This is a genomic window from Massilia sp. TWR1-2-2 (genome assembly GCF_049897565.1).
Classification (GTDB): domain Bacteria; phylum Pseudomonadota; class Gammaproteobacteria; order Burkholderiales; family Burkholderiaceae_D; genus JAFCUW01.
In genome coordinates, this window is the sequence record NZ_JAFCWM010000003.1 from 1 (window position 1) to 25,416 (window position 25,416).

Genomic DNA, 25,416 nt, shown 5'->3' on the forward strand with positions numbered 1-25,416 from the left:
AAAATGGCCGAAATCGCCGGTCTGAATGCGTGAAAATGAAAATTTAGGTACCCAAATAACGCGGCCCTGTTAAGCGCATCGTTTGCACAGAAATCATCAATTGTTCAGCGCTTCCCTAGGTCTGGCCCCGATTTGCTTAGCAGAGTCACTTTTGGGGTCAGACCTATGTCTGGCCCGATTTGCTTACGATAGCAGAGTAAGGAAATGCCGATAGCACTTTTGGCACTTTTGGGGTCAGACCTAGGTCTGGCCCCGATTTGCTTGGTCTGGCCCCGATTTGCTTATATATACGGAAAATATATAAATCGGGAAGTTAAAACGTATTTGCTAGCACTTTTGGGGTCAGACCTAGGTCTGGCCCCGATTTGCTTATATATACGGGAAATATATAAATCGGGAAGTTAAAACGTATTTGCCATACATATTGTCGTTGATGCATAGTTCTGCAGCGGCAGCCTTGCTCCCCGAGAATCGATCTCGATACAATCGGTAACCACATGTTGTGACCAGACCTGACACTATGCGGCTGGGCATGCACGGAATTGCTGGCTTTGCCTGTTTAGTTACTATTAAGCTACACAGTCGTTCCCATCGCGGACGTTGCGCCGGGTACAATATCGATATTCCAGGAGCCTTCATGAAATTTAAGCAACTCAGCATCTCGATCGCGGCGCTGCTCGTCGCTGCCGGCGCATCGGCGGCCGACCCGAAACTGGGTATCGTGTACGACGCCGGCGGCAAGTTCGACAAGTCCTTCAACCAGTCCGCGTTCGAAGGCGCCAACCGCTTCAAGGCCGAGACCAAGATCGGCTACATCGAGGCGCAAGCGAGCAGCGATACCCAGGCCGAGCAAGTGCTGCGTGGCCTGGCGCGCAAGAAGCTCGACCTGATCGCGGCGATCGGCTTCTCGCAGACGCAGGCTGTGCAGAAGGTTGCGGCGGAATTCCCGAACGTGAAGTTCGTGCTGATCGATAGTGTCGCCAAGGGTAACAACGTCAACTCGATCCTGTTCAAGGAAGAAGAAGGCTCGTACCTGGTCGGCGTGGCCGCGTCGATGGCGTCGAAAACGAAGAAGCTCGGTTTTGTCGGCGGCATGGACATCCCGCTGATCCGCGCTTTCGCGTGCGGCTACAGCCAGGGCGCCAAAGCGAACAACGCCAAAGTCGAAGTGCTGCAGAATATGGTCGGCACCACCAGCGCGGCCTGGAACGATCCGGCCAAGGGCGGCGAACTGGCGCGCGCGCAGTTTGACCGCGGCGCCGACGTGGTGTTCGCCGTCGCCGGCGGCAGCGGCATGGGCACACTGCAAACGGCCAAGGAAAAAGGCAAGCTCGCGATTGGCGTCGACTCGAACCAGAACTACCTGCACCCGGGTACCATGCTTACCTCGATGGTCAAGCGGGTCGACGGCGCCGTGTACGACTCCTTCATGGCAGTCAAGAACGGCACCTGGAAATCGGGCGTGACCTATCGCGGCCTGAAAGAAGGCGGCGTCGATTGGGCGCTCGACAAGGACAACCGCAAGATCGTCTCGCCGGAGATGGAAAAGAAGGTCAATGAAGCGAAGGCCGGCATCATCAGCGGCAAAATCAAAGTCATCGACTACCGTGCCGGCAGCAGCTGCCCGGTCTGATTTTCACAGCACCACCTGAGAGCGCGCCGCACCGGTTTTTCCGGTCCGGCGCGCTTTTGAATGCATCCACCCTAACTACTGAATCGCTATGCAGCCAGCCGTAGAATTTCGCAATATATGCAAGGCCTTCGGCCCGGTGCAGGCGAACGCCGACGTCAGCTTCGCGATCGCCAAGGGCTCGATCCACGGCGTGATCGGCGAAAACGGCGCCGGCAAGTCGACCCTGATGAGCATCCTGTACGGCTACTACAAGGCCGACAGCGGCCAGCTGCTGCTCGACGGCCAGGCGCATGCGATCCGCACCAGCCACGAAGCGATCGCGCTCGGCATCGGCATGGTGCACCAGCACTTCATGCTGGTCGAGAACATGACGGTGCTCGACAACGTCATGCTCGGCACCGAAGGCGGCTTTCGCCTGGCCGCCAAGCGCGCGGACACGGAAGCGACGCTGCGCGAAATCTGCAAGCGCTACCGGCTCGATGTCGATCCGCTGGCGGTCGTCTCCACCCTGTCGGTCGGCGCCCAGCAGCGCGTCGAGATCCTCAAGCAGATCTACCGCAGTGCCAACATCCTCATTCTCGACGAGCCGACCGCGGTGCTGACGGCGCAGGAAACGGCGTCGCTGTTCGAAATCCTGCGCCTGTTCAAGGAGCAGGGAAAAACCATCATCCTGATCACCCACAAGCTGGGCGAGATCATGGAGATCACCGACCAGGTGACAGTGATGCGCGCCGGCCGCGTGGTCGGCGCGGTGGCCACCGCCGGCACGTCGAAAGAAGAACTGGCCAACATGATGGTCGGCCGCCCGATCCAGAGCGAGCTGCCGCGCGCACCGTTCAACCCGGGCGCACCGGTGCTGAAGGTCGAGCAGCTGCAGCTGAGCGACGCGGCCGGCGTGCGCCTGCTGGCCGACATCGGCTTCACATTGCGCGCCGGCGAGATCGTCGCGATCGCGGGAGTGTCGGGCAACGGCCAGAGCGAACTGCTGGAGATTTTGTCGGGCATGCGCCTGCCAAGCGCCGGCAAGGTCGAGATGATGGGCAAGGCGCTGCCGTTCGCCGGCCGCTCGGACGCCGACGGCCTGCCGGCCACGTTCCGCCAGCTGGGCATCGGCCACATCCCGGAAGACCGCCTGCGCGACGGCGTGATCAAGGATTTCTCGGTCATGCAGAACACCGTGTTCGGTTACCAGGACCGGGTCAAGAATCGCTGGGGCCTGTTCGACTTCGCGGCCATCGCCAAGCGCTGCGCACACCTGCTCACCGCATTCGACGTGCGCCCGTCCGACCCGGACATCCGCATTGGCCTGCTCTCGGGCGGCAACCAGCAGAAGGTGGTGATCGCGCGCGAAGTGTCGGCGGCGCCGAAGCTGATGCTGGTCGGGCAACCGACCCGCGGCGTCGACATCGGCACCATCGAAAGCATCCATACGCAGCTTCTGAAAATGCGCGACGAAGGCGTCGCGATCCTGCTGGTGTCGGTCGAACTGGAGGAAGTGCGGGCGCTGGCCGACCGTATCATCGTCATGTCGGGTGGACGCATCACCGGCGAATTGAACATCGAAGAATTTGACACCACCCGCATTGGCCTGCTGATGGGCGGGATGCACACATCATGAAAAAGACAGAACTGCCCCGCTGGGCCACCGCCGTGGTGCTGCCCCTCCTGAACCTGGTATCGGCGCTGCTGGCGGCCGCGCTGGTGATCCACCTGCTCGGCGAAAGCCCGGCCGAATCGATGGCGATCCTGATCAACAGCGCCATCATCAATCCGGAAGGCCTGTCGTACACGCTGTTCTACGCGTCGACGTTCATCTTCACCGGCCTGTCGGTGTCGATCGCAATGAAGGCGGGCCTGTTCAACATCGGCAGCGAAGGCCAGATGTACCTCGGCGGCCTGGGCCTGACGATGGCGATGCTGGCGTTCGATGCGACGCTGCCGGCGTGGCTCATGATCCCGGCGGCGATGATCGGCGCGGCGCTGTTCGGCGCGCTGTGGGCATTCATCCCCGGCTACCTGCAGGCCAAGCGCGGCAGCCACGTGGTGGTCACCACCATCATGTTCAACTTCATCGCCGCCAGCCTGATGAACTTCATCATCGTCAAATACCTGATCCCGGAAGGCCAGCAAAATCCGGCCAGCCGCGTGTTCGCGGCGGCCGGCGAAATGCCGCGCCTGAACCAGTGGTTCCCGATCCTCGGCGACACCCCGCTCAACGTCAGCTTCCTGGTGGCGATCGTGGCGCTGGCGATCTACGGCATCATGGTATGGCGCTCGTCGTGGGGCTACCAGCTGCGCGCAACTGGCCTGAACCAGCACGCGGCGCACTACGCCGGCGTATCGATCAGCCGCATGATCATCGTCGCGATGCTGATCTCCGGCGCGCTGGCTGGCCTGGCCGCGGTCAACTCGGTGATGGGCTCGACCCACTACCTGTCGCTCAACTTCCCTGCCGGCGCGGGCTTCGTCGGCATCGCGATCGCCTTGATGGGACGCCAGCACTCGGTCGGCATTTTCCTGTCGGCGGTGCTGTTCGGCGCGCTGATCCAGGGCGGCTTCGACCTGTCGCTGGAAAAACCGAACATCCCGCAAGAGACCTTCATCTTCATCCAGGGCCTGATCATCCTGTTCTGCGGCGCGATGGAAAATTTCTACGCTCCCGCGGTCCTCAAGTTGATCAACCTGCGCGCCACGCCAGTACCGGCAAAAGGATAAGCCATGGAAGAATTTAACTTGGCCAGCATCCTGGTGTCGACCATTCGCAATGCGCCCGTCCTGATGTTCGCCGCGATGGCCGGCCTGTTCGCCGAACGCAGCGGCGTCATCGACCTCGCACTGGAGGGCAAGATCCTGGCCAGCGCGTTCGCTTCGGCGGCGGTGGCGTACACCACGCAGAACCCGTGGTACGGCGTCTCGGCCGGTATCGCCGTGTCGGCCGCGCTGGCCCTGCTGCAGGGTTACGTCAGCATCACCCAGAAGGGCAACCAGCTGGTCGGCGGCATTGCTATCAACATCGCCATGAGCGGCCTGACGTTCGTGCTGGCGCAGTTTTTCTACCAGCAGGGCGGACGCACGCCGGACCTTGGCCAGGCGCGCCTGTTCGACATCGTCTTGCCAGGCACCGCGGCGCTGGAAGGCATCCCCTTCCTCGGCTGGTTCTACGGCCACGTGATCGGCGGCCATTCGGTATTGGTGTACCTGGCGTTCGCGCTGGTGCCGGTGGTGCACTGGGTGGTGTACCACAGCCGCTTCGGGCTGCGCCTGCGCGCCTGCGGCGAGAACCCGCATGCGGCCGATGCGGCCGGCGTCAACGTCGAGGCGACGCGCTACATGGCGATGCTGATCGCCGGCGTGCTGTGCTCCTTCTCGGGCGCCTACCTGGCGATCGTGCAGAGCGGCTTCTTCTTGCGTGACATGTCGGCCGGCGCCGGGTACCTGGCGCTGACCGCGCTGGTGTTCGGTAACTGGCGGCCGCTGTACACGGCGCTCGGCTGCATCATGTTCGGCTTCTTCTCGGCGGTGCAAATTCAGATGGAAGGCGTCGACCTGCCGCTGGTCGGGCGCATTCCTGGCTCGCTGATCCAGATGATTCCGTACGTCGTCACGGTGATCGTGCTGGCCGGCCTGATGGCCAAGTCGGTGGCGCCGAAGGCGATCGGCAAACCGTTTGTCAAGTCGCGCTAGGGTCTGACCCTATGGGGTCGGACCCAGGTGTTCCTCGGAGGACCCGATGACGCAGCACCGCGGCACTCACAACTATCGCTGGCGCCGCTTCAGCGAAGTGCTGCTCGCCACGCTGATGCGCGGCGGGCATCTGGCGCGCTTGAGCTACCGCTGCGGCCTGCACGGGCGCCTTGGGGTCACGCGCCATGACGTCACCCTGCCGGCATGCCGCGCGCTAGCGCGGCCGCTGCGCATCGCCTTCGCCTCCGATTTTCATGCCGGGCCGACTACCGACCCCGCCCTCTTCGCCCTGCTGTTCGACCAGATCGCGCACGAGCAGCCTGACGTGCTACTGCTGGGCGGCGACTTCGTCTCAGGACACGCGCGCAATGCCGAGGTGCTGGCCGACGGACTGGCACGCTGCAATCCGCCGCTGGGCAAGTTCGCGGTGATGGGCAACCACGACCTGTGGACCGACGACGGCCTGATACGCGAGGTGCTCACCGCGGCCGGGGTCGAGGTGCTGGTCAACCGCAACGTGGTGCTCGGCGCGCCATTCGAATCGATCTCGCTGTGCGGGATGGACGAGCCGTGGACCGGTCGGCCGGATGCGGCGCTGACCTTTGCCGGCGCTGGCGAAACGCGCATCCTGATGATCCATTCGCCGGACGGGCTGCTGCTCACCGGCGCCCATCGCTTCGACCTGGCGCTGGCCGGCCACACGCACGGCGGCCAAGTCGCGCTGCCGGGCGGACGGCCGATCATCGTGCCGAACGGGCCGCTGTGCCGGCAGTACTGGCACGGACGCTTCGATGTGAAAGACAACGCCGTGATGCTGGTCAGCCGAGGCATCGGCTGCAGCACGATCCCGGTGCGGCTCAACGCCAATCCCGAACTGGTCATCTGCACTGTGCTCTCTCACGTTGCATGATCATCGCCGCCCGCCGCTGACGGGTTGTCGCCGACGGTGAAGTCGCCTTGCACCGGGCCGGCCTCGTCGTCGCAGCGGCGCCCTGCTTCTTACTGCGCGCTGCGCGCGGCAGTCCTGGAGCGACCCAGCGTCCAGGAGAATCCGACGCCGGCCGATGCGTCGTTATCCTTCTTCATCAGCGGACTGTCGCGGTTGGCCGCGCCCGCGTAGCTCTCCAGGCGCACGAACCCGAACAGTCGCACGTCGTCGTTGAACTTGTACGACGTCGACAGGCCGAGTCGCACGAGCATCAGGCCGGCGTCGGCCTGGTATGCAGGCCGGGTCGCGGTCGCATACTGCGGCGCCACTTCATAGAAGTAGCGGTTGATGCGGCTGTCGCCGACAACGAGGCCGAGGTTGGCGTCGTAGCTCCATGGGCTGCCGGGCTGGCGCGTTTCGACCACCAGGCGCGGCTCGAAGGTGGTGCCCTGGCGGCGCACGCCATCGCGGAACTCCATCACGGCGCGCAGCGGCAGGTCCAGGCGCAGCCGGCTGGTCGGGGTCGGGTTGGTCAGGAAGACCTTCACGCGCGGACCGAACTCGCCAAGGAAGCCGAGGTTCGGCATGCCGGCACGGGCAGCGCCGGAGTCGGAACGGGCCGGCAGCGAAGCGGCAAAGCCGACGTCGAATTCGATGCGGTCGGTGCGCACGAGGCGCGCGCCGATGCCGGAACCATCGGCGCGCAGCACTTCGCCGCGGTAGATGAAGAACGGTACTGCCAGCACGCGACCGGAGCGGCTGTCGGCGCCGGGATAGGCAGGCGTCGAAGCGGCGACACCGCCGACGCCGGCTTCCCACAACGGCAGCGTGGTTTGCTGCGCGGCGGCCGGCAGCATGAACGCCAGCGCCAGCGCGCCGGGTATCACCTTGCGCGCACTCATGGGAAGATCGCCTGCAGCAGCGACGCCAGGTTGTAGCCTCCCTTGATCAGCTGGGTCTTGGCGATAGCGGAACTGGGCACCGGATAATTGGCCGGCACTTCGAGGTTCCAGTTGTAGTAGATCTCGCCCTTCTTGCTGGTCTGCTGGATGCCGGGGCCGAACGTGACGTCGGCGTAGGCCAGCTTGGCGGCCACCAGCGAATCATCGGCCCACTGGTACGGCCAGGTGACAGGGTCGCCGACGTTCTTGGCCAGGACCGGCTTGGTGTCGATGACGGCCTGGGCGAATTGTTCCGGGGTGCGGGTGCTGATGCGGCGCATCGCGTAGTCGACCGTGGTGCTGTCCCAGTACGAGTGGAACGGCTTGGTCAGCGCCTTCGGCACGCCTTCGCGTTCCGGCTTGTTCTGGCCCGGAATCTGGCTGGCACCCATGGCGGCGACCTTGTCGTCGTTCATCAGCAGGTTATTGCCGCCGCGCGAATCGAAGATGCTGACGGTGTCGATATCCGAGTGCTTGTTCGGCACGACGAATTTGCCATCCTTGCCGATGAAGGCGGCGCCGACGTGCAGCGGCTGGTGGATGTCGCCGGTCATGTGGGTGATCAGCAGCAGCGCCTGGCGCCTGGAAAAGCCGTGCGGATTCAGCGCCGGATCGGTCTTGCCCTGCAAGACAGCGATGGCCTGCTTGAGGGTCTGGACGATATCGACGGGCGCGGTGCCGACGTCGTCGTCGTGGTAGTGGTCCTTCTGGAACGGCACGTCGGTGTAGTGGTACTCGCCGGCCTTCGGATTGGCGCTGACGTAGGTGACCATCTCCGGCTTCTGCGGCCCGCACCAGTTGCCCTTGACGCAGTCAGCCCACACCGAGATCGATTCGAGGCTCTCGCCAGGCAGCAGCAGCGCGGCGACCTGCTTTTCGGCGTTGCTGCCCTTGAGCAGTTTGTCGGCGATGGCGCCGACCGCGCGGTGGCCGTCGTTGCCCCACGCGAGTGCTTCAGTCGACAGGAAGGCACCCGTCAACGCAAGTACGCAAGCTAGTTTTTTCATGTTTGGTTTTCCTTGGTGTGAACGTTATATGACGCCCTCAGGCGGCCGGGGATATCAGTCGATTCGGTCGATGCGCGGTGTTGGCGCGGCCGGCGCGGCCAGTGCGGCGCTGCCAGGCTGGTTGCGCGCGAGGTAGCCGACGAAGGCGTCGAGGTCGAGGATCTGGGTGTCGACCTTGTTGGCCGCCTGCTTGAATACCGGATAGCCGTCGCCGCCTTCGGCGAGGAAGTTGTTCGCCACCACCCGGTACGTTTTGGCGTCGTCGAGCGGGGCGCCGTCGATGCGGATACTGTTCGGCACCACGCGCTGGCCGTCCGGTTTGGCGTTGTCCCACTTGTAGTAGAACGAGCGCGATACCTGCAGCATCGAGCGCTCTCCCGAGGCGCGCATCCACTGGTTTTCGAGCAGCGCGCGCAGCTGGGCGCCGGTCATGTCCATCACCACCAGGGTGTTCGAGAACGGCAGCACGGCCTGGGCCTGGCCGAAGGTGGCGGTGAGGTTGTCGGCGACGTCGAAGTCGCTGCGCAAGCCGCCCATGTTCATGAAGCCGACCTGCACGCCCTGCGCGCGGGTCGCTTCGACGACGGCATCGGCGACCAGGCCGCCGAGCGCCGATTCGCCGGCCTCGTTCATCTTGCGCGCGGAACTGCGCTGAGCCACGCGGGCGATCGGACGGGCCAGCGCGGCCGCGCTTTGTTCCTTGACCCGGGCCAGGTAGCCGGCCACCTTCGGGTCGGCCGGGTATTCGCCCGGCTTGACGGCGACGTTGCGCACCACGACGTCGACGACGCCGCCGGTGGCCGGGTCGATCGACAGCTTGATGCGCGAGAGGACATGGCCGCCCATCTGCGCTTGGGTGATGGTGCGCCCGCCGGCCTTGCACTGAAAGCCGGTGTGCGAGTGGCCGCTGATGACGAGGCGGATGGCCGGGTCGAGCCGCTCGGCGATGCCGACCACGGGGCCTTTCAGGCTGGTGCAATCGGGCTGGTCGAACGGCTCGGTGGTGTTGCCGCCTTCGTGGATCAGCACGACGAAGGCGGTCGCACCTTGCGCGCGCGCCTGCGGCAGCGCCTTGTTGATGGCGTCGGCTTCGTCGGTGAAGGCGAGGCCGGCGATGCCGGATGCGAGCACCACCGACGGCGTGTTCTTCAGCACGGCGCCGATGAAGGCGACCTTGACGCCCTTGACCTGTTCGATGGCAAACGCCGGCAGCAGCGGCTGGCCGGTGACCTTGTCGACGACGTTGGCGGCCAGGTAGCTGAAGGCGGCGCCGCTAAAGTCGGGCGCGAATTTGCAGGCCTTGGTGCTCAAGGTCGGCTGGCAGCCGCCGCGCTGCTTGCGCAGCAGTTCGGCGCGGCCCTGGTCGAACTCGTGGTTGCCGACGGAGCTGAATTTCATGCCGAGCATGCTCAGCGCGACAATGCTGGGCTCGTCGCCCCACATCGACGACAGCGCCGGCGTGCCGCCGACCAGGTCGCCGGCGCCGACGAGCAGCAGGTCCTTGTCCTCGATGCGGTAGGCCTGCAGCGCGGCGGCGAGGTTGTCGATGCCGCCGGCCATCATGGTGTTTTCCTTGCCTTCGCGCGCGCTGGTGTAGACGAACTTGGTCGCTTCGAGGTGCCCGTGGAAGTCGTTCAGCGCGACCAGGTTGATGTCGATCAGCGCGGCGGGCGCCGGCGCGCGCGCGGCGCAGCCGGCCAGTGCCAGGGTCAGGCTCAGGACGGTCGGGACTAGAACGGGAGCAAATTTCATCGGTATCAGTATTCGGTGTAAGTACTACAGTGAGCGGACGTAAAAACAGGCCCGAGGGCCTGTTCGATTATGCACCTTTTCCGCTCCGCTGCAGGGTGTACTCTGCAACGGACCGGGTGGAACTATTTAGATGTCCATCGACAGCGTCAGCGAGACGAAGCGTGGTGCACCCAGGTAGTAGCGCAGCGTGCTCGTGGTCGTGACTGCACCAGGAATGGCGTTGCTGTTCGGGATCCCCGAACCTGGATTACGGTATTGCTTATTGGTCAGGTTGCTGGCGTTCAGGGTCAGCTTAGGACGCTTGAGCAGACCGTAGTTAGGGAACGTGTAGCCGGCGTCGAAACCAAACAGGGTGTAGCCTGGGCTTGGGATTTCTTCGTTAGCAAAGGTGCCCTGCTGGTCGCTGGTTGCCTTGACTTTCACGCGGGCCCAGAAGGCTTTTTGCGAGTACTCGAGCGACAGGCCAGCCTTCAGGCGCGGCGAACCTGGCAGTTCCTTGCCAGCCGTCGGCAGCACGCCGGTCAGCGTAGCGGTGGCCGGGCGAACGCGGATGTCGCTCTGGATTTCCGTCTTCAGGTAACCGAACGAACCGTACAGCGACCAGCCGTTGATCGGCATGTTGTTCATTTCGATCTCGAAGCCTTTCGACTTCACGTCGCCGACGTTGGTGTAGTAGTTGGCGCTGGCGACCGGGTCGAAGTAGCTGACCTGGCGGTTCTTGAAGTTGACGCCGAACGCGGTCACGGTGGCGATGAAACGGCTGTCCTGGTGACGGTAGCCGATATCGGTGTTCCACGACGTTTCAGCGACAACATCGTTGGCCAGGCTAGCCACACCGTTGACAATGCTGACGTTGGTGCCGATGTTCGAGAACACGAAGTTAGGCGGCGCCTTCATGTTCTTGGCCACGCTCATGAACACCTGGTCGTCGTTGGTGATCTTGTAGCGGGCGCCGAACTGCGGCAGCACTGCCGAGTAAGTACGGGCAATGTTGTACGTCGCGTTCTGGTTGCCTTCGCTGGACGTGTTGGTCAGGTCACGCTTGATGTGCGGCGTACGCAGACCGATGTTGACCAGTGCCTTGCTGTCGAGCAGGCTGATGGTGTCCTGCAAGAAGAACTGGTGGGCCGTCGAGATCGTGCGGTTGTCGCGGCTTTCGAATGGCTTGCCGTCCGGACGTACAATCTTGTCTTCCTGCAGCCAGACGTCGTAGCTACCGTCGGCATTGACCTTGACCATCGGGCCGGTCTGCTGGTGGGTTGCCTTCTCGTACCAGAAACCGCCGAGGATTTCGTGGTTGCCCAGGGTGTGGGTGACCGACGTGGTGACGCCAGGACGCTGGGTACGGGTGACCGAGGCGTTGGCGACGATGACGGTGTCGAGGGTGTCGCCGTCGCCGTTCAGGTCGACTGCCGCGGTGTTCTTGTTAGTGACGCTGTTCAGGAATGCGGTCTCCGACTGAGCGCGCTGCTGGATGCCGCCGTTACCGAAACCGTACCAGTAGTAAGGCACAATCTTGATGTCGGTGTTTTCGCCCAGACGGAACTTCGCGGTAGCCGAGAAGATGCCGTTCTTGAACGGGTTGTTGTACAGACCGTAGTACGGCGGGATGTTAACAGCTTCGGCCTGGCGTACGCCCTTGACTGCCGGCAGGTGGCCGACGAACGTCGGCGAAGTGTCGTAGTAGTAGCCGTTGTTGCGCAGTTCGGTCAGGGTGACGTTGTTGATGCTGTTGTTCTTCGCGTCATTCCACAGCAAGGTGGCGGCGATGTAGTTGAAGCGGTCCCACTCGTAGTTGAAGCCAGCGTCGATGTGCTCGCGATGCGCCTGGCCACGGCCTTTCCACTTGTTCGCTTCGGCGTTCGAGTACGAGATGAAGCCACGCGAACGGTTATCCGAGAGCAGACCGGTGTCGTAGCGCACGAACGTCTTGTGCGCCGACAGCTGGCCGATCGTCTGCATGATGCGCACGCGCTGCTTCTTTTCCGGTGCGCACGTGACGATACCGAAGTTACCGCCCGAGGCGCCTACTTGTGGCGAGTCGACGTCGGTCGAACCCTGGGTGACGAACTGCGAGCAGGTGTTTTCCTGGTCGACGTATTCTTGTGGGTAGACAGCGAAGTTACCCGAGTCGTTGACCGGCACGCCGTTGATGGTGGCGCCGATCTGGTCGCTGTTAAAGCCGCGCAGCGACAAGCCGCCGCCGAACAGGCCGGTAGCGTCGTAGTTGTAGCTGTTAACCGACGGCAGCATTTCGAGAGCTTCATATGCATTGCCCGTTGGGCGCTGCTTTTCCAATTCCTCAGCGGTGATGGTCGAACGCGCTTTTGGCGCATCTTCAGTGACCATCAGGCCCATACCGATTTTCTTGCCGGTAATGACAACTTCAGCTCGTGGCGCCGATGCAGCCACTTCCTGCGTCGTCTGCGCATTTGCCGACACGCTCAGGCACGCGAGCTGGCAGGCCAGAGCGATCAAGCTCAGGCGCAGCTTAGGTTGTTGATTAAAAGCGGATTGCATTGAGAACTCCCTAGATTGTTATTGTAAAAACGACATCTGCAGTTGACACACCTGCGGCAAAAAAGTTTGTCGAAACGTGAACCGGTCCGCACCGCGGCAGCTTAAAACATCCGCGTGACATTGACATGACATCAACCTGGTGTTGGAAAAAGTTGCCGGCAATACATAATAGGCAAGTTCTTGGTCAACTATGCATTAACGCTACATGGCTGACAAATACCATTTCGTTTCGGCATTTATACGATAAATATATATATGCGCGAAAGAAAACATGTGGAAGTCTTGTGCCATTCACCAAACGATGCTGCGTATCAAGGCGCGATTATAAAGGAGGCGTTGGAGGCAACATTCCTTTCGCGGGGAATTTTGATAAAGCCGAGTCGGATGGGGAAATTGTGTAGCGAGATGACCACAAAGATGATGAAAACGTCATTACGTTTGCCTGGTGCGGGCAATCTGGCGGCGTTGCGCCGCCAGGCATTGTTGCCTTGGTTTAAGGTGTTCGAACGGCCGGCTTGTGGGTGCCGAGCGCCGCGATGGCCGCCTCGAAACGGGCGAAGCGCTGGTCCAGCTGGCGCGTCAGCCGTTGTTTTTGCGCATCGGGCAAGAAAGCGTAGCGCACGCTGTTGTACGACACTTTTTTCACTTCGGCATAGTCGGGCTTGTAACGGCTGGCAAACAGGACGTACTCCTGGGCCAGGTTATGGCGGGTGACGCCGGCGTCGTCGGTCGAGATGACAAACGGCACGCCATGCTTGCGGTACAACGTGATCGGATGGTTCTCGCCGCGCACGCCGTTGATGAAATCGTTGCTGGTCAGGTTGATCTCGACCGGCACGTCGGCCTCGCGCATCTTTTTCATGATGGCGAAGACGTTGCTTTCGTGGGCCAGGTCGATGCCGTGACCGATGCGGTTGGCGCCGGCCACGTTGACCGCGTGGTCGATGTGGAACTTCAGCCCTTCCGGGGCAACGTCGCCGAGCGCCAGTTCGCCGGCGTGCAGCGCGACCTTGACGTTCGGATACTGCGTTTTCAGGAACTGGAACATCTTCATGTGCAGGGCGTAGTCGCGCATCGACACGGCCTGGCTCTCCTGGCCGACGATGTTGACGCCGACGATCAGGTCGCTCTGGCTGGCGGCCTTGAAGCCGGCCACCATCGACGAGAACACCTGCGACGGCGCCAGCAGCCGCAGCACGTAGGCCTGGTAGCGCATGGTGAAGTTGTCGTCGTCGATATTGGCGGCGGCGGCGTGGATCTTGGCGACGTAATCGGCGATGTTGCGGCCGAACGCGGCGTCCTGCTCCAGATTGGCCAACTGCCCGCGCATCAATTCGGTGAAGGCGGCGTCGTCCAGGCCGACCTGCGCTGCCCTTGTGTCGAAGCCGGCGTGCAGCGTAAATGGCGCCAGTTTGAACATCGTCTCTATATAGCTGACGTTTTCGGCGATGGCGCGCTGCTTGAGCGTTTGCAGGCCTTCGGCAAAGTTGGCGTTCGACACCGGCCCGAAATAGCCGAAGGTCTGGAAGAACTGGCGGTCCGGCGGCGGCTGGTTGGCGCCATGGTTGTGGAAATCCTTGCTCGACCAGCGCTGCAGCAGTTCGCGCCAGGTGAAGTCGTCGGCGAACAGCTCGCTGCCCGACAGGCAGGTGCGCTGGGCCGGCGGCAGCGCGCGCTCGGCGTCGATGACGGCCTTGTTCGTTTCGATGCGGTAAGTCAGCTTATTGGCGCAATAGCCCTGCTTGTCGAGGAACTCGACGTATTGCTCGGCGTACAGCGCGCCCGAATAGTGGTGGTGCAGATCGCCGCCCTTGGGCATTTGCGTGAAGAACATCGTCAGTTCGGCCAGGCGCGCATCGTGTCCACCAACCAGGCTGGCCAGATAGCGCGCGGTCGCCGCTTCGTTGCCTTTTGGCAGTGGCTCCTTGGCGCCGGCGCCGGCCGTGACGCCAGCGACGGCCACGGCCACGGCGATCATCAGGCTGATAGTCTTCTGCATGCGTGTTTCTCTCTTGTCGATTGTTGGGCGGCACGCGAGCATCCGCGGCGCCTTTTCCTGCGCGCTACTTTATAGGCTTCATGCCTCCTTTGCAATAACGTGGCGAAAGCGTCAAGCAGCCGCCTTTCGACTATTGCTTTTCGGCACTTTCATTACGCAGGCGGTTATAATGGTCGCTGATCCTGTCAAGAATGGGCGGTCGGAAATCGTCCAATCCTTGACCCCAACGGATTGACTATGGGCAACACATCATATTTACTGTGGAGTGCGCAGCACAGCGGCGCACTTTCTTTTTCGTCATTTGATCGGGGCTTTATTCATGCCGAAGGCCAAGTTCCTCAGTGCGGAGCTGTTCAACGCAGTCAAGCGCGATGTGTCCAAGCACATCAAGAAAAAGCTGCGCGGCATGGAAATCGACGTCACCGACATGGAGCTGCACAACTCGTCGCAAACGAAGACGTTGCGCGTGTATGTCACGCTCAGCCGCACGACCAATTTGAAGGCGCTGTACCTGGCCGAGTCGATGATCTGCAAGGAACTGCAGGACGAGTTCGACATGCAGCCGCACGCGTTTTACTGGCGCTACCTGCCCGAAGAAAAAGCGGCGGAAGAAGCCGCGCCGCTCCCGACACCTGACTGCTGAAATCCGCCATGCCTAGCCAAAAAATACTTGTAGTCGACGATTCGCTGTCGCAGCGGCTGGTTCTGAACGCCCTGCTGACCAAGGAAGGCCACACCGTCATCATGGCCAACGATGGCGAGGAAGCGGTCGCCAAGGCCAACAGTGAGCTGCCCGACCTGATCATCATGGACATCGTCATGCCCGGCCTGAACGGTTTCCAGGCCACCCGCGCGATCACGAACGACGAGACCACCTGGCACATCCCGGTAATCCTGCTTACCAGCAAGGACATGGATTCGGACCGCATCTGGGCGCTGCGCCAGGGCGCCACCGCCTTCCTCAACAAGCCGCTCGACCACGTCGCGCTCATTTCGCTGATCGAGACACTGGCCTGAGAATGCCGGGTTCAGGTCTGACATTTTCGGACATTTTGCTGGGGGTCAGGTCTGACAGAGGGGGATTGTCAGACCTGACCCCAGCGTTTCCCGGTTTGATTTACAGTCGAGCTCGTGTCCGAATGTCGGCACTGACCCCGCTGGGATTACGATTGGTTTCGCAGGTCAGTGCGCGCGTGTACCAGGCGACCGGCTGAGTAAGTAGCGCGGATGGCGCGGTCGTCGCCCAGCAGCGCCAGCGCAAACAACAACTCTTCCAGGCTGTTGCAGGCGCCGGTGCGGCGCGCCAGCAGCGGCGTCGCCTGCGGATCGAGCACGACGAAGTCGGCTTCTGCGCCGGGCACGAAACTGCCGATTGTCCTTTCCAGGCGCATGCTGCGCGCCGCCCCCAGCGTGGCCAGGTAGAACATGCGCAGCGCCGGCAGGTAGCTGCCCTTCATGCGCGCGACCTTGTACGCTTCGTTCATCGTGCCGAGCATGCAAAAGTCGGTGCCGGCGCCGACGTCGGACGCCAGCGACAGCGCCACGCCGGCGGCGTCGGCGCGCTCGAAGTCGAACAGCCCGCTGCCGAGGAACAGGTTGGAGGTCGGGCACACCGCGACCGCGGCGCCGCTTTCCGCCATGCGCGCGAAATCGCGATTGTCGCACCAGATGCAGTGGCCGAAGACGGCACGCGGGCGCACCAGGCCATGGCGGTCATACACGTCGAGGTAGCTGCGCGCGCCAGGAAACAGCGACTTGACCCACGCGCACTCTTCCGCGTTCTCGGACAAATGGGTCTGGATGAAGGTGTCGGGATGCGCGGCCGCCAGTTCGCCGGCCAGCTGCAGCTGCGCCTCGCTCGACGTCGGCGCAAAGCGCGGCGTGATGGCGTACAGGGCGCGGCCGCGCTTGTGCCAGCGGCCGATCAGCTCCTCGCTGTCGCGGGTGCCGCTTTCGGCGGTGTCGGCCAGGAAGTCCGGGCAGTTGCGGTCCATCAGCACTTTGCCGGCCACCATGCGCAGGCCGCGCGCTTCGCTTGCTTCAAAAAACGCGTCGACCGATTGCTTGTGCACGCTGCAGTAGACCATCGCGGTGGTGGTGCCGGCGCGCAGCAGCTCGCCGAGGAAGAAGTCGGCCACCTCGCGCGCGTGCGCGGGGTCGGCGAATTTGCTTTCGGTCGGGAAGGTGTAGCTGTCGAGCCACGGCAGCAGGCCGGGCGCCGGCGAGGCGATCATGTCGGTCTGCGGGAAATGGACGTGGGTGTCGATGAAGCCGGGCACGATCAGCTTGCCGCGGTAGTCGATGACGTCGACGCCGGCCGGCAGCGCGGGCGCCAGCTGCGCGTAGTCGCCGGCGGCGTGGATGCGCTCGCCGTCGACCAGCAGCAGGCCGTCCTCATGCCAGTAATAGGCATGGTCGGCAAACGCCGGATCGGCGTGGAAATGCAGCAAGCTGGCACGGTAGGCCCGCAGGTGTTCAGGTGTTGCTATGGACATCAGTTTCTTTCTGTCTTACTTGTTGCGCTCAGCAGGAGCCTACCAGCCTAATCGGGGGCGCGCCAGCGTCGGCGCGGGATGCCGCTTCCCACAGCGTCAACAGTTGCGCCGATACCGAGGCGGCAATCACCGCCGGCTCCTTGCCAGTGATTCCAGGCAAGCCGATCGGACATGCCATCGCGTCGATGCGGGCGGCGTCGAAGCCGCGCGCGCGCAGCCGGTGCTCGAACTGCTTGCGCTTGGTGTGGGAGCCGATCAGGCCAAACCAGCCGACCGCCGGCCGCGCCAGGATCGCGCAAGCGAGGCGCTGGTCGAGCGCATGGCTATGGGTCATGACGAGGTAGCTGGCGCCGTCGGGCGCACCGGCCACCAGGTCTTCGGGCGCGTCGGTCGCTTCGACGCGCACGTTGTCGGGCAGCGCCGGCGGGAACATGTCTTCGCGTTCGTCGACCCACGTCAGCGTGCATGGCAGGTGCGCCATCGCCCGCACAACCGCGGCGCCGACGTGGCCGGCGCCGAACAGCATCACGTGGGCGCGCGGCGCGGCCACCTGAGCGACGAGCCAGCGGCGCCCGTCCTGCTCCTGCATGACGTGGGTGCCGCGGCCGCGCGCGAATACCGGCGCGGGCGCGCCGTGCAGCTGGCTGCCGGCGGCGTCGAACAGCGCGCTGTCGGCGGCGCCGTCAAGCGCGGCCAGGCGCCAGCTGTCGGCGCCGCGACGCTCGGACAGCAGCGCAGCCTGCGCCGGCTCGACCAGCTCGAAAGCGAGGTGCACCACACCACCGCAGCATTGACCGAGGCTGGGCCCAAGCGCGAAGCGTTCGAAGTGGCGCGGCGCGGCATTGCGCAACATCGCGCGCGCCGTCTCGATGGCGCGCAGCTCGAGGTGGCCGCCGCCGATGGTGGCGACCACCTGCGCGGCCGTGACCAGCATGCGCGCGCCAGGCTCGCGCGGGACCGAGCCCTCGGCGATGGCGACCGTGACCAGCACCGCCGGCTCGCGCGAGGCGATGATCCATTCGTTCATCATGCGCCCTGCGCCACCGCCGCTTCGACGGCGGCGATGGCGTTGAGGATTTCTTCGCTGGTGGCCGGCGCGTTCAGCGGCGGGTTGACCTTGTGCTCGCCGACCGACGAGACGGCGTCGCGGATCGCGAAAAACACCGAAAACGGCAGCAGCAGCGGCGGCTCGCCGACAGCCTTGGAGCGGTGGATGCTGTCGGTGGCGTTGCTGTTGTTGTACAGCGCGACGCGGAAATCGTCCGGGCAGTCGGACACGCCGGGTATCTTGTAGGTCGACGGTGCATGCGTCATCAGCTTGCCTCCTTCGTTCCACCACAGTTCCTCGGTGGTCAGCCAGCCCATGCCCTGGATGAAGGCGCCTTCGACCTGGCCGATGTCGATGGCCGGGTTGAGCGAGCGGCCGGCGTCGTAAAGCACGTCGGCGCGCAGCAGCTTGAATTCGCCGGTGAGCGTATCGACCACCACTTCGGACACCGCCGCGCCATAGGCAAAGTACGAGAACGGATTGCCGCTCATGGTTTTGGGATCCCAGTGCAGGCCCGGGGTAGCGTAGTAACCGTCGGACCACAGCTGCACGCGGGCCAGGTAGGCTTTTTGCACCAGCTCCGGAAAGCGCACCTCGTGGCCATTGACGAACACCATGTCGGCAGCGAAGCGCACTGCCTCCACGTCGCCTCCATACAGTTCGACCGCATAGGCGGCCAGGCGTTCACGGATCTGGCGGGCGGCGTCCTGCGCGGCCTTGCCGTTCAGGTCCGCGCCGGTCGACGCGGCGGTGGCGGAGGTATTGGCGACCTTGCTGGTGTCGGTGGCGGTGGCGCGCACGTGCGCCATGTCGACGCCCAGTTCATGCGCGACGACCTGCATCACCTTGGTGTTGATGCCCTGCCCCATCTCGGTGCCGCCGTGGTTGACCAGGATCGAGCCGTCGACATATACGTGTACCAGCGCGCCCGCCTGATTCAGGTGGGTGACGTTGAAGGCGATGCCGAACTTGACCGGCGTGAGCGCCAGGCCTTTTTTGAGTACCGGGCTGGCGCGGTTGAAGGCGGCTACGCCTTCGCGGCGGGCGCGGTAGTCGCTGCTCGCTTCCAGTTCGGCCACCAGGTCGCCGATGACGTTGTCGATGACGACCTGGCCGTAGGGCGTGACGTTGCGGCCTTCGCCGCCATAGAAATTGAGGCGCCGGATGTCGAGCGGATCGCGGCCGAGGTTGCGGGCGATTTCGTCGATGACGTATTCGATGGCGATGGCGCCCTGCGGCCCGCCGAAGCCGCGAAACGCGGTGTTCGACTGCGTGTTGGTCTTGCCGCAGGCGGCCAGGATCTCGACGTCGGACAGGTAATAGGTATTGTCGAAGTGGCAGACGGCGCGCGTGGCGACGGGACCGGACAGGTCGGCCGAATAGCCGGCGCGGGTGACCATGTCGACGCGGGCGGCGGCGATCCTGCCGTCGCCGTCGTAGCCGACTTCGTAGTCGTAATGGAAGCAGTGGCGCTTGCCGGTGACGAGCATGTCGTCGTCGCGGTCGGCGCGCAGCTTGACCGGGCGCTTGAGATTGAAGGCGGCGATGGCCGCGGCCGCGCACCATAGCGCCGACTGCGATTCCTTGCCGCCGAAGCCGCCGCCCATGCGCCGGCATTCGACGACGATGTGGTGCGAGTGCAGTCCCAGCGCGTGGGCGACGACGTGCTGCATTTCGCTCGGGTGCTGGGTCGAGCACAGCACGAGCATGCCCTTGTCTTCCTTCGGCACCGCGTAGGCGATCTGGCCTTCGAGGTAGAACTGCTCCTGGCCGCCGACATACAGCTCGCCCCTGACCTTGTGCGGCGCCTGCTCGAACGCCTGCCTGAATTCGCCACGCGCCAAACGCATCGGCGGCAGCACGTACGACTGCGCGGCCTTGGCCGCCTGCGGGGTCAGGATGGCGGGCAGCTCTTCATACACGATGTCGGCCAGGCGCGCGGCGCGGCGGGCCTGGCCGTGCGTTTCGGCGACGACGATGAAGATCGGCTGGCCGACGTACATGACGACGCCGTCGGCGAAGACCGGGTCGTCGTGGATGATCGGGCCGCAGTCGTTCAGGCCGGGGATGTCGCCGACGGCGTACACCGCCAGCACGCCGGCGGCGGCGCGCACGCGGGCAAAATCGGTCGAGACAATGCGCGCATGCGCCTTGCTCGACAAGCCGAGCGCGCCATGCACGGTGCCCTGCACTTCCGGGATATCGTCGGTGTAGGTGGCCTGGCCGAGCACGTGCAGCGTGGCCGATTCATGCGCGCGCGGCACGCCGACGGCGCGCCATGCGGCTTCTTTCAGGACGGGGACGCCGGCGTCGTTCATGCTGATGCTCCTTCGATGCGCCTGGCAAAGGCGTTGACGTCGGCGGGCGCCAGTGGATTCTCGCCGCGCGTCTCGAACCAGAAGCGGCGCAGCAGGTTTTGCGCGGCCTTCATGCGGTAGCCGCTGGAGGCGCGCATGTCCGACAGCGGCGCATAGTCGACGGCCAGCATCGCCATCGCTTCACGCAGCGTCGCTTCGCTCCACTGGCGTCCTTGCAGCAGTGCTTCGGTGCGGGCGGCGCGCTGCGGGGTGGCGGCCATGCCGCCGAAGGCGATGCGGGCGTGGGCGACAACGCCGCCGTCGATGCGCAACGCAAAGGCGGCGCACACCGCCGAGATGTCCTGGTCGAAGCGCTTGGCCAGCTTGTAGGTGCGGAACTGGACGCCGGCCCGCGGCATCGGCACGCGCACCGCCTGGACGAATTCGCCGGCCCGCAGGTCCTTCTTCTGATAGCCGAGATAGAACGCTTCGAGCGGCATGGCGCGCACGCCGGCCGGGCCGCGCAGCACCAGTTCGGCGCCGAGCGCGATCAGCCACGGCATCGAGTCGCCGATCGGCGAGCCGTTGGCGACGTTGCCGCCCAAGGTGCCGGCATTGCGGATCGGCAGCGAGGCGAAGCGCTGCCACATTTCGGACAGCTGGTCGGGATAGTGCTTGCAGATGGCGCGGTAGGCGTCTTCCAGCGTGGCGCCGGCGCCGATGTCGATGAAGCCGCCGGCCTCGGTGACGGCCTTGAGCGCATCGACGTGGCCGAGGTAGATGATGTCGCCGATGTCGCGCAGCTGCTTGGTGACCCACAGGCCGATGTCGGTGGAGCCGGCCAGCAGCAGCGCGGCAGGGTGGGCGGCGCGCACCTCGGCCAGTTCGTCGAGCGTGCGCGGGGCGAAGAAGCTGGTGCCGCCGGCGCTGTAGGTGGCCAGCTGCTCGCGGCGCAGTTCGAGCAGCTGGGCGGCGAGCGCGGCGCGGTCGAAGGCGACCGGGGGCAGTTCGCCCATGCGGCGGGCCGCGTCGATGATCGGGCGGTAGCCGGTGCAGCGGCACAGGTTGCCCGAGAGCGCGTCGTCGACCTGGCAGCGGCTTGGCTGCGTGTTTTCCCGCATCAGATCCTGTTTCAGGTACATGCCCCACAGCGACATGACGAAGCCCGGCGTGCAGAAGCCGCACTGGGAGCCGTGGCATTCGACGATCGCCTGCTGGACCGGGTGGAGCGCGCCGTCGGGCTGCTGCAGGTCTTCGACCGAGAACAGCGCCTTGCCGTCGAGCGTGGCGGCGAACTGGATGCAGGAATTGACGGCCTTCAGCTCGAGCGCGCCGTTTTCCAGCGAGCCGATAACGACCGTGCAGGCGCCGCAGTCGCCTTCGGCGCAGCCTTCCTTGGTGCCGGTGCAATGCAGATCCTCGCGCAAATGCTGCAGCACGGTGCGGGTCGGCGCCACGCCGTCGAGCTGGCGGACCTTGCCTTGAAAATAGAAACGAATTGGATCTGACATGCTTGCCTCGGTTTTCTGCCAGCTTGCTAGGTTAACACCGCGCGCACCTCCAACTATATGCAAATACTGATGTCGCTTATATCGCCTCAGCAATACTGAACGGATGGGTGGCGCGCCAGTGCTCGGCAATGTCGATGCGGCGCGCGATCCATACCTTGTCGTGCTGCTGGACGTAATCGAGGAAGCGCGCCAGCGCCGCGGCGCGACCTGGACGGCCGACGATGCGGCAATGCAGGCCGATCGACAGCATCTTCGGCTGGTTCAGGCCGGCAGGGTCGGCTTCGGCGTACAGCGTGTCGAACGAGTCTTTCAGGTAGTCGAAGAACTGGGTGCCGGAATTGAAGCCCTGCATGGCGGCAAAGCGCATGTCGTTGCTGTCTAGCGTGTACGGCACGATCAGCTGCGGCTTGACGCCGGCGGCGGTGTCCACTTGCTGCCAGAACGGCAGGTCGTCGCCGTAATGGTCGGCATCGTAGGCGAAGCCGCCGTGCTCGACGACCAGCCTGCGCGTATTGGGCGAATCGCGCCCGGTGTACCAGCCGAGCGGCGCGGCGCCGGTCAGGTCGCGGATGATCTGCACCGCTTCGGCCATGTGCGCCCGTTCGGTCGCCTCGTCGATGTTCTGGTACGAAATCCACTTCAGGCCGTGGCAGGCGATCTCGTGGCCGAGCTCGGTGAAGGCGGCCACCGCTTCCGGATGGCGCTTGAGCGCCATCGCGACGCCGAACACGGTGAGCGGCATGCGGCGCTGCTCGAACAGGCGCAGCACGCGCCACAGGCCGGCGCGCGAACCGTATTCGTACAGCGACTCCATGCTCATGTGGCGCATCGGAAACGCTGCCGCGCCGATGATTTCGGACAGGAAGGTTTCGGATGCGGCGTCGCCGTGCAGCACATTGTTTTCGCCGCCCTCCTCGTAATTGAGGACGAATTGCAGCGCGATGCGCGCCTGCCCCGGCCAGGCCGGATGAGGCGGGTTGCGGCCGTAGCCGGCCAAGTCGCGCGGATAGTTGTCGTAGGTGCTCATTGGTGGCTTCGGCAAGGTCAGTATATTTGTCATCATATATTGATCGCAACAGTTGGGGTTATGATCTGCGCGACAAGCCAGATTAACTGACCGCATAGGAACCATGATGGGAAAACTTAGTACGCACGTGCTCGACACCACCCAGGGCAAGCCCGGCGCTGGCGTGCGCATCGCGCTGTACGCTGTCGGCGCGCACGGACGCACCTTGCTCAAGTCGGACGTCACCAACGCGGACGGGCGCTGCGGCGCGCCGCTGCTGGAGGGCGAGTCGATGCGCACGGGCCGCTACGAACTGGTGTTTGCCGCCGGCGACTATTTCGCCGCCCACGGCGTGGTGCTGGCGGAGCCGCGCTTCATCGACGAGGTGACGATTGCGTTCGGCATCGCCGACGCCGAGCAGAACTACCATGTGCCACTGGTGGTTACGCCGTGGTCGTATTCGACCTATCGCGGCAGCTAGCAGATTCGGAGAAACGCCGGCCGGGACGCAATGTTTGGTATTCTTGCTGTAACGAAGCGTCAGGAAAGCATATGGCCTTGCATATCGTTCACTTCATCGGCCCGATCAACCACAATGCGGTGTGTACTATCCGCAACTTGTGCCTGCAAGCGCTGCAAAACGGCGCCACCGAAATCGAGCTGCACATGTCGACCGAAGGCGGCAACATGACGGCCGGCTTCGCGCTGTACTTCTTCCTCAAGTCGCTGCCGATTCCCTTGTCGACCCACAACATCGGCAGCGTCGAATCGATCGGCGTCGTCATCTTCCTTGCCGGCGCCAAACGCTACGCCTGTCCGGGCACCCGCTTTCTGGTGCACCCGCTGCACTGGGGCTTTGGCAACCTGGTCGCGGCAGACCATTCGCGCGTCAGCGAATGGCGAGAATGCCTCGACTTCGATGCCGAGCGCTACGCGTCCATCTACGAGGAAGCCACCGCCGGCGCCGGCGAGCCGGACGACATCCGCACCCACCTGTTCGGCAACGCCCGCATCTTTGACGCCAACCAGGCGCGGGCGGCCGGCATCACGCACGAAACGCAGCAGACGCGCCTGCCGACGTCGGGCGAAACGTCGCACTGGTGGAACGGCTAGGCGCATTTCGAGGGATGCGCAACAGGCGCACGAACGTTCCAATTTCGCCACAAAAACTTAACTGAGGACAAGAATTTCCAAACGGCACAATAAATTGCTTGCGGTAACTTCGCGCAATTGAGTAAAATCAATCTTCAACTTCGCGCAACGGCCCAACAACTGCCGCCGCGCTTCTACCCCACCCCAGACATTCCCCTATGTTGCAGAAGCTACAGGCGCTCCTATGAACAAACGTTTTATCGCTACCCTTTTGGCCCTTCCACTGGCAGTGTCCAGCGCCTTTGCGCAGGATGCCGGCGCCTCCCCGACGGTCAAGATCAGCGGCTTCGGCACCGGTGCGCTGACCTGGACCAATTCCGATGACGCTGAATTTGCCCGGCCGAACCAGGCCAGCGGCGTGCGCAAGGATCCGCGCAGCGGCGTCGATTCGAACCTGGGCCTGCAGGCATCGGTCGAGATCAACAACTGGCTGTCCGGCACCGTGCAGGGCCTGGTGCGCAAGGATGCCGAAGAAGGCTACGGCGCCGACCTGTCGTGGGCGTTTGCCAAAATGAAGGTGTCGGACCGCTTCAGCGTGCGCGTCGGCCGCATGGGCCTGCCGGTGTTCATGATCTCGGACTACCGCAACGTCGGCTACGCCAACACGATGGTGCGTCCGCCGGCGGAAGTGTATTCGCAGGTGCCGTTCGACACCATCGACGGCATCGACGGCACGTTCCAGCACAGCATCGGCGACACTACCATCACGACCCAGCTGGCACTGGGCAAGACCAGGCCTGCGCTCGGTCCGGCATTGCATCTCGAAACCGACCTGCTGACGGCGCTGAACCTTGTGGCCGAGCACGGTCCGTTGACGGTACGCCTAGGCCACGCGCGCGCCAAGGTGTCGATCGACGACTCGGTCTCGCTGAACACGCTGCTGAGCAGCCTGCGCAGCGCCGGCGCCGGCTACCGTATCGCCCAGCTGGCGCCGCTGGCCGATGCGCTGTCGGTGAACAAGAAGCAAACTTCGTTCAGCTCGGCAGGCGCGATCCTCGACTGGAACAACGTGCTGGTGCAGACCGAGTACGCCAAGCGCAAGACCGACAGTTACATCAACGACACCAGCTCGTGGTACCTGATGGCCGGCTACCGCATCGGCAAATTCCTGCCGTACGCCAGCCACGCCAGCCTGAAACGCGATGGCATCGTCGCCAATACCGTGCCGGCTGCCTGCCCGGCCGGCTACCCGGCCGCGTGCACGCCAACGTTGCAGGCGCTGTCGGCCGGCGTGACGCGCCTGTCGACCACGGGCGCGCAGGGCCAGCAGCAGACCGACACCATCGGCGTGCGCTGGGACTTCCACCGCTCGGCCGCACTAAAAGTACAGATCGATCGCGTCAAGCCTCAGCATGGTCAGGGCCTGTTTCTCGTCCCTGCCGCCAGCTTTACCGGCCCGGTCACCGTCGGCGCCGTTGCCGTCGACTTCGTTTTCTAAGGATT

General features: G+C 64.0%; 20 protein-coding genes. 10 read left to right on the forward strand and 10 right to left on the reverse strand.

Going from position 1 to position 25,416, the window contains the following annotated elements:
* Positions 1-637: 637 nt before the first annotated feature.
* From ACP7DD_RS03530 to ACP7DD_RS03550, 5 genes are all read left to right on the forward strand, one after another.
* Positions 638-1,633 (forward strand): BMP family lipoprotein, encoded by a 996-nt coding sequence (locus tag ACP7DD_RS03530; RefSeq protein WP_426173328.1) that lies wholly within the window; start codon positions 638-640, stop codon positions 1,631-1,633.
* Between the two features lie 88 nt (positions 1,634-1,721).
* The gene (locus tag ACP7DD_RS03535) at positions 1,722-3,251 is read left to right on the forward strand and encodes an ABC transporter ATP-binding protein (RefSeq protein ID WP_426173329.1); all 1,530 of its coding nucleotides are present in this window, start codon (positions 1,722-1,724) and stop codon (positions 3,249-3,251) included.
* Entirely contained in the window at positions 3,248-4,348 is a 1,101-nt protein-coding gene (locus ACP7DD_RS03540; protein WP_426173330.1) for an ABC transporter permease, read from the forward strand. Before ACP7DD_RS03535 ends, ACP7DD_RS03540 begins: the two co-directional genes overlap by 4 nt.
* 3 nt (positions 4,349-4,351) lie before the next feature.
* Positions 4,352-5,317, forward strand: a complete 966-nt coding sequence (locus tag ACP7DD_RS03545; protein WP_426173331.1) for an ABC transporter permease — start codon at positions 4,352-4,354, stop codon at positions 5,315-5,317.
* Between the two features lie 46 nt (positions 5,318-5,363).
* Positions 5,364-6,227: a metallophosphoesterase gene (locus tag ACP7DD_RS03550; protein WP_426173332.1), complete on the forward strand. Its 864-nt coding sequence runs from the start codon at positions 5,364-5,366 to the stop codon at positions 6,225-6,227.
* Positions 6,228-6,316: 89 nt separating this feature from the next.
* Here the strand turns inward: ACP7DD_RS03550 and ACP7DD_RS03555 are convergent, their stop codons facing one another.
* The 5 genes from ACP7DD_RS03555 to ACP7DD_RS03575 all read right to left on the reverse strand — a co-directional run bounded on the left by ACP7DD_RS03555 (position 6,317) and on the right by ACP7DD_RS03575 (position 14,464).
* Positions 6,317-7,147 (reverse strand): MipA/OmpV family protein, encoded by an 831-nt coding sequence (locus ACP7DD_RS03555; RefSeq protein ID WP_426173333.1) that lies wholly within the window; start codon positions 7,145-7,147, stop codon positions 6,317-6,319.
* Positions 7,144-8,193: a S1/P1 nuclease gene (locus tag ACP7DD_RS03560; protein ID WP_426173334.1), complete on the reverse strand. Its 1,050-nt coding sequence runs from the start codon at positions 8,191-8,193 to the stop codon at positions 7,144-7,146. The genes ACP7DD_RS03555 and ACP7DD_RS03560 overlap by 4 nt, the downstream gene beginning before the upstream one ends.
* 54 nt (positions 8,194-8,247) lie before the next feature.
* Positions 8,248-9,945, reverse strand: a complete 1,698-nt coding sequence (locus ACP7DD_RS03565) for a bifunctional metallophosphatase/5'-nucleotidase (RefSeq protein WP_426173335.1) — start codon at positions 9,943-9,945, stop codon at positions 8,248-8,250.
* A 126-nt stretch (positions 9,946-10,071) separates the two neighbouring features.
* Complete coding sequence (locus ACP7DD_RS03570) at positions 10,072-12,465, reverse strand: TonB-dependent receptor (RefSeq protein ID WP_426173336.1); 2,394 nt, start codon at positions 12,463-12,465, stop codon at positions 10,072-10,074.
* A gap of 493 nt (positions 12,466-12,958) precedes the next feature.
* Positions 12,959-14,464 carry an adenosine deaminase gene (locus ACP7DD_RS03575; RefSeq protein WP_426173337.1) on the reverse strand — a complete coding sequence of 502 codons (1,506 nt, stop codon included), beginning with the start codon at positions 14,462-14,464 and terminating at the stop codon, positions 12,959-12,961.
* Positions 14,465-14,783: 319 nt separating this feature from the next.
* Between ACP7DD_RS03575 and ACP7DD_RS03580 the strand changes: the two genes are divergently transcribed.
* Positions 14,784-15,107 carry a hypothetical protein gene (locus ACP7DD_RS03580; protein WP_426173338.1) on the forward strand — a complete coding sequence of 108 codons (324 nt, stop codon included), beginning with the start codon at positions 14,784-14,786 and terminating at the stop codon, positions 15,105-15,107.
* Between the two features lie 8 nt (positions 15,108-15,115).
* Positions 15,116-15,481: a response regulator gene (locus ACP7DD_RS03585; protein WP_426173339.1), complete on the forward strand. Its 366-nt coding sequence runs from the start codon at positions 15,116-15,118 to the stop codon at positions 15,479-15,481.
* Between the two features lie 146 nt (positions 15,482-15,627).
* Here the strand turns inward: ACP7DD_RS03585 and guaD are convergent, their stop codons facing one another.
* From guaD to puuE, 5 genes are all read right to left on the reverse strand, one after another.
* Complete coding sequence (guaD, locus tag ACP7DD_RS03590; protein WP_426173340.1) at positions 15,628-16,959, reverse strand: guanine deaminase; 1,332 nt, start codon at positions 16,957-16,959, stop codon at positions 15,628-15,630.
* Between the two features lie 28 nt (positions 16,960-16,987).
* Entirely contained in the window at positions 16,988-17,986 is a 999-nt protein-coding gene (xdhC, locus tag ACP7DD_RS03595; RefSeq protein WP_426173581.1) for a xanthine dehydrogenase accessory protein XdhC, read from the reverse strand.
* Positions 17,986-20,325: a xanthine dehydrogenase molybdopterin binding subunit gene (xdhB, locus tag ACP7DD_RS03600; protein WP_426173341.1), complete on the reverse strand. Its 2,340-nt coding sequence runs from the start codon at positions 20,323-20,325 to the stop codon at positions 17,986-17,988. Before xdhB ends, xdhC begins: the two co-directional genes overlap by 1 nt.
* On the reverse strand, positions 20,322-21,815 hold the full coding sequence (gene xdhA, locus ACP7DD_RS03605) for a xanthine dehydrogenase small subunit (protein WP_426173342.1): 1,494 nt from the start codon (positions 21,813-21,815) through the stop codon (positions 20,322-20,324). The genes xdhB and xdhA overlap by 4 nt, the downstream gene beginning before the upstream one ends.
* 76 nt (positions 21,816-21,891) lie before the next feature.
* A complete protein-coding gene (gene puuE / locus ACP7DD_RS03610) occupies positions 21,892-22,842 on the reverse strand; it encodes an allantoinase PuuE (protein WP_426173343.1) in 951 nt (316 codons plus the stop codon).
* Between the two features lie 106 nt (positions 22,843-22,948).
* On the opposite strand from puuE, the gene uraH reads away from it, so the two are divergent.
* The 3 genes from uraH (at position 22,949) to ACP7DD_RS03625 (ending at position 25,411) form a co-directional block, all read left to right on the forward strand.
* Positions 22,949-23,302 (forward strand): hydroxyisourate hydrolase, encoded by a 354-nt coding sequence (gene uraH, locus ACP7DD_RS03615; RefSeq protein WP_426173344.1) that lies wholly within the window; start codon positions 22,949-22,951, stop codon positions 23,300-23,302.
* A gap of 71 nt (positions 23,303-23,373) precedes the next feature.
* The gene (locus ACP7DD_RS03620; protein ID WP_426173345.1) at positions 23,374-23,934 is read left to right on the forward strand and encodes an ATP-dependent Clp protease proteolytic subunit; all 561 of its coding nucleotides are present in this window, start codon (positions 23,374-23,376) and stop codon (positions 23,932-23,934) included.
* A gap of 223 nt (positions 23,935-24,157) precedes the next feature.
* Positions 24,158-25,411: a hypothetical protein gene (locus ACP7DD_RS03625; RefSeq protein WP_426173346.1), complete on the forward strand. Its 1,254-nt coding sequence runs from the start codon at positions 24,158-24,160 to the stop codon at positions 25,409-25,411.
* Positions 25,412-25,416: the final 5 nt, after the last annotated feature.

Coding starts and splice junctions, on each gene's coding strand:
- ACP7DD_RS03530 (WP_426173328.1), top strand. CDS start 638: ATGAAATTTAAGCAACTCAGCATCTCGATCGCGGCGCTGCTCGTCGCT.
- ACP7DD_RS03535 (WP_426173329.1), top strand. CDS start 1,722: ATGCAGCCAGCCGTAGAATTTCGCAATATATGCAAGGCCTTCGGCCCG.
- ACP7DD_RS03540 (WP_426173330.1), top strand. CDS start 3,248: ATGAAAAAGACAGAACTGCCCCGCTGGGCCACCGCCGTGGTGCTGCCC.
- ACP7DD_RS03545 (WP_426173331.1), top strand. CDS start 4,352: ATGGAAGAATTTAACTTGGCCAGCATCCTGGTGTCGACCATTCGCAAT.
- ACP7DD_RS03550 (WP_426173332.1), top strand. CDS start 5,364: ATGACGCAGCACCGCGGCACTCACAACTATCGCTGGCGCCGCTTCAGC.
- ACP7DD_RS03555 (WP_426173333.1), bottom strand. CDS start 7,147: ATGAGTGCGCGCAAGGTGATACCCGGCGCGCTGGCGCTGGCGTTCATG.
- ACP7DD_RS03560 (WP_426173334.1), bottom strand. CDS start 8,193: ATGAAAAAACTAGCTTGCGTACTTGCGTTGACGGGTGCCTTCCTGTCG.
- ACP7DD_RS03565 (WP_426173335.1), bottom strand. CDS start 9,945: ATGAAATTTGCTCCCGTTCTAGTCCCGACCGTCCTGAGCCTGACCCTG.
- ACP7DD_RS03570 (WP_426173336.1), bottom strand. CDS start 12,465: ATGCAATCCGCTTTTAATCAACAACCTAAGCTGCGCCTGAGCTTGATC.
- ACP7DD_RS03575 (WP_426173337.1), bottom strand. CDS start 14,464: ATGCAGAAGACTATCAGCCTGATGATCGCCGTGGCCGTGGCCGTCGCT.
- ACP7DD_RS03580 (WP_426173338.1), top strand. CDS start 14,784: ATGCCGAAGGCCAAGTTCCTCAGTGCGGAGCTGTTCAACGCAGTCAAG.
- ACP7DD_RS03585 (WP_426173339.1), top strand. CDS start 15,116: ATGCCTAGCCAAAAAATACTTGTAGTCGACGATTCGCTGTCGCAGCGG.
- guaD (WP_426173340.1), bottom strand. CDS start 16,959: ATGTCCATAGCAACACCTGAACACCTGCGGGCCTACCGTGCCAGCTTG.
- xdhC (WP_426173581.1), bottom strand. CDS start 17,986: ATGAACGAATGGATCATCGCCTCGCGCGAGCCGGCGGTGCTGGTCACG.
- xdhB (WP_426173341.1), bottom strand. CDS start 20,325: ATGAACGACGCCGGCGTCCCCGTCCTGAAAGAAGCCGCATGGCGCGCC.
- xdhA (WP_426173342.1), bottom strand. CDS start 21,815: ATGTCAGATCCAATTCGTTTCTATTTTCAAGGCAAGGTCCGCCAGCTC.
- puuE (WP_426173343.1), bottom strand. CDS start 22,842: ATGAGCACCTACGACAACTATCCGCGCGACTTGGCCGGCTACGGCCGC.
- uraH (WP_426173344.1), top strand. CDS start 22,949: ATGGGAAAACTTAGTACGCACGTGCTCGACACCACCCAGGGCAAGCCC.
- ACP7DD_RS03620 (WP_426173345.1), top strand. CDS start 23,374: ATGGCCTTGCATATCGTTCACTTCATCGGCCCGATCAACCACAATGCG.
- ACP7DD_RS03625 (WP_426173346.1), top strand. CDS start 24,158: ATGAACAAACGTTTTATCGCTACCCTTTTGGCCCTTCCACTGGCAGTG.